This window comes from Bacillota bacterium (assembly GCA_036504675.1).
GTDB lineage: Bacteria > Bacillota > Sulfobacillia > JAJYWN01 > JAJZPE01 > DASXUT01.
Map to the genome: position 1 here is coordinate 1 of DASXUT010000175.1, position 5,142 is coordinate 5,142.

General features: G+C 67.1%; 6 protein-coding genes. 2 read left to right on the top strand and 4 right to left on the bottom strand.

Annotation, left to right across the window (positions count from 1 at the left end):
• From VGL40_14070 to VGL40_14085, 4 genes are all read right to left on the bottom strand, one after another.
• Nucleotides 1-947 (bottom strand): malic enzyme-like NAD(P)-binding protein (locus VGL40_14070; GenBank protein HEY3316390.1); only part of this gene is annotated, 947 nt, incomplete at its 3' end.
• Between the two features lie 103 nt (nucleotides 948-1,050).
• On the bottom strand, nucleotides 1,051-1,605 hold the full coding sequence (locus tag VGL40_14075; protein HEY3316391.1) for a Fe-S-containing hydro-lyase: 555 nt from the start codon (nucleotides 1,603-1,605) through the stop codon (nucleotides 1,051-1,053).
• Between the two features lie 14 nt (nucleotides 1,606-1,619).
• Nucleotides 1,620-2,462: a fumarate hydratase gene (locus VGL40_14080; GenBank protein HEY3316392.1), complete on the bottom strand. Its 843-nt coding sequence runs from the start codon at nucleotides 2,460-2,462 to the stop codon at nucleotides 1,620-1,622.
• 155 nt (nucleotides 2,463-2,617) lie between these two features.
• Nucleotides 2,618-3,589 carry a hypothetical protein gene (locus VGL40_14085; protein ID HEY3316393.1) on the bottom strand — a complete coding sequence of 324 codons (972 nt, stop codon included), beginning with the start codon at nucleotides 3,587-3,589 and terminating at the stop codon, nucleotides 2,618-2,620.
• Between the two features lie 134 nt (nucleotides 3,590-3,723).
• Between VGL40_14085 and VGL40_14090 the strand changes: the two genes are divergently transcribed.
• Nucleotides 3,724-4,347, top strand: a complete 624-nt coding sequence (locus VGL40_14090; GenBank protein ID HEY3316394.1) for a sigma-70 family RNA polymerase sigma factor — start codon at nucleotides 3,724-3,726, stop codon at nucleotides 4,345-4,347.
• Nucleotides 4,340-5,142, top strand: an 803-nt coding sequence (locus VGL40_14095) for a hypothetical protein (protein HEY3316395.1), incomplete at its 3' end; no start/stop codon positions are given. The genes VGL40_14090 and VGL40_14095, both read left to right, overlap by 8 nt.

Consider the following 5,142-nt stretch of genomic DNA (forward strand, 5'->3'; position numbering starts at 1 on the left):
TTGATCTGGTTCGGGAAGTCCGACCGGCCCGTGCCGACCACGGCCGCCCCGGCGGCCTTGGCCTCGTCCGGGAAGATCTCCGGGGTCGGGTTGGCCATGGCGAAGATGATCGGGTTCTTGTTCATCGAGGCGACCATTTCCTTGGTCACCGCGCCAGCGGCGGAGACCCCAATGAAGACGTCGGCGCCCTTCATCGCGTCGGCCAGGGTCCCCTTGATCTTTTCCCGATTGGTCCGCTTGGCGACGGCCTCCTTGAAGGGGTTCATCCCCTCAGTCCGGCCTTCCCAGATGGGCCCCTTGGTGTCGCACAGGATGTGATGCTTGACCCCCAGGTCGAGGAGGAGGTTGGTGCAGGACATGCCGGCCGCGCCGGCCCCGTTCATGACCACCTTCACCTGGTCGATCTTCCGCCCGGTCAGCTTGAGGGAGTTCAGCAGGGCGGCGGTGACGATGACGGCCGTACCGTGCTGGTCGTCATGGAAGATGGGGATGCTGGTCTCCTTCTTCAGCCTCTGCTCGATCTCGAAGCACCGGGGGGCCGAGATGTCCTCGAGGTTGACCCCGCCGATCGTCGGCTCGATCCACTTGACCAGCTGGACGATGTCCTCGACCTTCTTGGTGGCGACCATCAGCGGAAAGGCGTCGACCCCGGCGAAGTACTTGAAGAGGATGGACTTGCCTTCCATGACCGGCAGCCCGGCCTCCGGCCCGATGTCGCCGAGGCCCAGCACGGCCGTGCCGTCTGAAACCACCGCCACCAGGTTCCCCTTGGCCGTGTAGTCGTAGACAAGGTCTTTGTTCTTGTTGATGTCCTTGCAGGGCTCGGCCACGCCGGGCGTGTAGGCCAGACTGAGGTCGTCCTTGCCGCGAAGGGGCACCTTGCTTATGATTTCGATCTTGCCCTGGTTGTCCTTGTGTAGCTTCAGGGCCTCATCCCGCAGTGCCATTGTCCCGCCTCCCAAAAGAGTTTCCACCCGGGGCCACGTAGTATTGCAGGATTCGTGCCTTGGGGCGCAGAGGCGCGCCGGGGCAGCCTGCCGACCGGCCGGCCTATGCCCGCTGGTACTGCTTCAAGCCTTCCTCGTAGAGGTCGTTCCCATAGACGTCGTCGACGACGATGGCCGGGAAGTCCTCCACGGTGAACTCATAGATGGCCTCGGCCCCGAGGTCCTCGTAGGCGACGATCCGAGCCTTCTTGATCGACTTGGCGATGAGGGCTCCGGCTCCCCCTACGGCGGCCAGGTAAATCGCTCCCTGCTTGATGATGGCGTCGCGGACCTCCTTGGCCCGCATGCCCTTGCCGATCATCCCTTTCAACCCATACTCCAAAAGGGCCGGGGTGTAACTGTCCATGCGGTAAGAGGTGGTCGGGCCGGCCGATCCGATGGCCTGGCCGGGCTTGGCCGGGGCGGGCCCCACGTAGTAGATGAACTGGCCACGAAGGTCGACCGGGAGCGGCTTGCCGGCCTTCAGCAGCTCGACCAGACGCTTGTGAGCGGCGTCGCGGCCGGTGTAGATGACCCCCGTGATCAGGACCCGATCGCCGGCCTTCAGCGACCGCACGGTTTCGTCGGTCAGCGGGGTCGTGATGCGCTTCTCAGCCATTTGGCTACCCCCTCCTAAAGGACGGCTTCCTTGTGGCGGCTGGCGTGGCAGTTGATGTTGATGGCCACCGGCAACGAGGCGATGTGGCAGGGATAGATCTCGACGTTCACCCACAGAGCGGTGGTCCGACCGCCGAGCCCCTGCGGCCCGATCCCCAGCTTATTGATGCTTTCCAGGAGTTCCTTTTCCAAAGCGGCGATGTCGGGCAGCTTGGAGGGCTGGCCGATGGGCCGCAGGAGGGCCTTCTTGGCGATCAGGGCGGCCTGCTCCATGGTGCCACCGACGCCGACTCCGACGACGATGGGCGGGCACGGATTGGACCCGGCCTCCCTGACCCGGTCAATGACGAACTTCTTGACCCCTTCGACTCCGGCGGCGGGGGTGAGCATCTTGACGGCGCTCATGTTCTCGCTGCCGGCGCCCTTCGGGGCGATGGTGATCTTCAGCTTGTCACCGGGGACGACGTCGACGTGGACGACGGCCGGCGTGTTGTCGCCCGTATTCTTGCGTTCCAACGGGTGTCCGACCATCGACTTGCGGAGGTACCCTTCCCCGTAACCCTTCTTGACGCCCTGGTTGATCGCGTCAATCAGGCCTCCGCCGACGACGTGAAGGTCCTGGCCCAGCTCCACGAAGAAGACGGCGACGCCCGTATCCTGGCACATGGGGACCCGTTCGTCGGCGGCGATCTTCGCGTTGTCCAGGAGTTGCCTGAGGATGTCCCGGCCGGCCGGGGACTCCTCGACTTTGAGGGAATCCCTGAAGGCCTTCAGGACGTCCTCGCCGAGGTCGTAATTGGCTTCCATGCAAAGCCTGGCGACGGCCTCTGCTACCTGTCTGGCTTCAATCTCCCGCACTCTTCGGGCACCTCCTCTTAAGGGGCAAAGCCGCACTTGAGGGGTGCGGCCAATGGCTCCCTTTTGGTCATTCGTCTTCGACGGTGGCGCGGGGACTCCTTCCAAGTTGGGAAAAGTTTCACTTGCCCGTCATGTTTAGACCCACACCTAGCTCGTCATAGTCCGAGGGACGCCACCCACCCCGCCTCAAGATCGAAGCTGACCCGCCGGAAGCCGCCGGGAACGGCCTCCCCCCGTCCACCCGCGGCCAGGATGGCGCGCCATGGTTCCCCGCCGACCAGTCCGGCCCGGAAGAAGAACGACGCGTAGTCCTCGGCCAGGTCGAAGGAGAACAGCGGTTCTCCGCCGGACGCGTCGGCCATTAGCCACCCCCCGGTCCCATTGGGGACCACAGTCACCCGAAGACGCTCGGGAACATCCGCCCATTGCCCGGGGGCCGACGGCGCGGCGGTGAGAAAGATCGGCAGGGACCCCGAGGCTAACGCGATGGTGCTTGGGCCGGTGCCGGCGGCGGCCGAGACGACCGCCTTCAACCTGCCGCGGGCCCTTGTCGGGTAGGCCTTGAAGCCGTCACCCTCGCCGGCCATGGCCCGGCGGACCATCGCCCGCAGCAGGCGGAGGTCGGCCTTCACCGTCTCGTTGGTCCCGGCCTCGAAGTCCCGGTGGTCCAGGGCCTGGATGGCCGAGACGACCGGGGTGAAGAAGGCCGAACGGCCGCAGGACAGAACCGATACGTCCTGCGCGAAGGCGTAACGCTCGGCCTCGGCGGTGAAGGGGGTGACCGAGAAGACGGCGTAACCATAACGGTGGCCGGCCACCGGGGGGACCCCTTCGACCGGCCAGGCCAGGTGGGCCTGGAGGTCGCGCAGGGTCTCGGCGGCCTCGCGGACCACCGACAGGCCGACCCGGACGCCGGGGGTGAAGCATTTCGCCTCGATCACCAGTCTGGCCGGGGCGAGGAAGGGCGTGCCCACGGCGAAGTCGGTCAGCACCCCGACCTGGTGGCGCCCGCCGCGCCCGGGGAGGCTGGCCGGGCCGGCCCCGACCGGGATCAGCCCGCCCTGCCTGAGGGCGGCGGCGATGGCCTCTTCGAGGAGCAGACCTCGGATTTGAAAGATGGTCGCCATGATCCAAGTTTGCCCCGCGGAGAGCCGCCCTCCACCATCCGTCGGCGCCGCGTCGGGGAGAATAGACTGGACGGTAACCGGGCCAATCGTGGCCGAACGCGGATGATGACCGAACCCAAGGAGTCGATGCGCGCGTGCTCACGCCGGTCAGGTCAGACAAGGAGATCGTCGCCGAGGCGGCCTTGGTCAAGCGAGCCAAGTCCGGCCCCGAGGGCTTCGTCGAACTCTACAACCGCTATTTTCAGCGGCTCTACAACTACGTCTTTTACCGGCTTCGCCGTCACCAGGAGGCCGAGGATGTCGTCTCGGAAGTCTTCTTCAAGGCCATCGGGGCTTGGCTCTACCGCATCGCCGCCAACGCCGTCGCCGACCACTACCGCCGGGCGCGGCGGACACCCGAGCCGGCCGAGCCTTCCGCCGAAGTCAAGGATGAAGGTCCTGGCCCGGCCGAGGTGGCCGCGAGGCGGCTGGAGTACGACGAGGCCCTGACGGCCATCGGCAGCCTGCCCGACGACCAGCAGGACGCCCTCGTCCTCCGCTACGTTCAGGACCTCGACGTCAAGGAGATCGCCGTCATCCTGGGCCGCAGCGAGGGAGCCGTGCGGGCGCTGCTCTCACGCGGCCTCCAGACCACCAGGGAGAGATTGGCCAGGGCGGGTCCGGGTCCGGGGGCAGCGGGCCCAAGGATCATCGGCCCCGGCCCGGGCGGCGAGCGCCGGGACGGCGGCATCGCGGGGGGAGGCGAGAGACATGGCTGACGGCCACGAGGACTCAGGCGCTGTGAGAGAGGTGGAAGAACGGTTGGCCCGTCTACCGAAGGTCGAGCCACGGACAGGATTTCGGGACGAGTTGCGCCGGGCGCTCTTCGACCGCGCCGTCCTCGAATCGGGAACAAGCGGCGTTCGGCCCTCCGCCGCCGCCGGACGGTCCTGGCGGCCGGTCCTGGCCGCCGCGGCCGCCGTCGCCGTCCTCATCGGCGGGCTCTACGGGGGGCTCCGGCTGCAGGAGCAGCGCCGTCTGGCGGCCCTCCCCAAGCTCCCCGCCCCGGTCCAGATCCTGACCGGAGTCGGCGGCCGTTGGCCCCCGGTCAGAGAGGCCCGCTACGAGTTGGCGGCTACCCTGCCGGCGTCGCCCAAGGAGGCCCGGGGCTTCGCTCCGAAGCTTCAGCTATTCACGGCCGACGAGGCCCGCGCCCTGGCCAAGACCATGGGCTTCACCGGCCCGCTCATCAATATGGGTATCCAGTACCGCTTCGAGGAAGTGCCCGGCGCCCCGGAATTGGGCCGCCTGCTGGACATCAGCAATGACGAGGCCCGGGTGATCTACAACGACTACCGCGCCGAGCCCGGAGGGGCTGCCCTGACCCCCGATCAGGCGCCTGACCTCGGTCGAACTGGCCTACTTCAACTACCCGCGGATGGACCTGCCGACCGTGGACACCCGGATGCAGCCGACCTACGTCTTCAGCGGGACCGACGACTACGGCCAGCCCTTCCAAGCCTATGTCCCGGCGGTCCAACCGCGGTTCCTCCAGAGCGCCCCACCGTCATGAG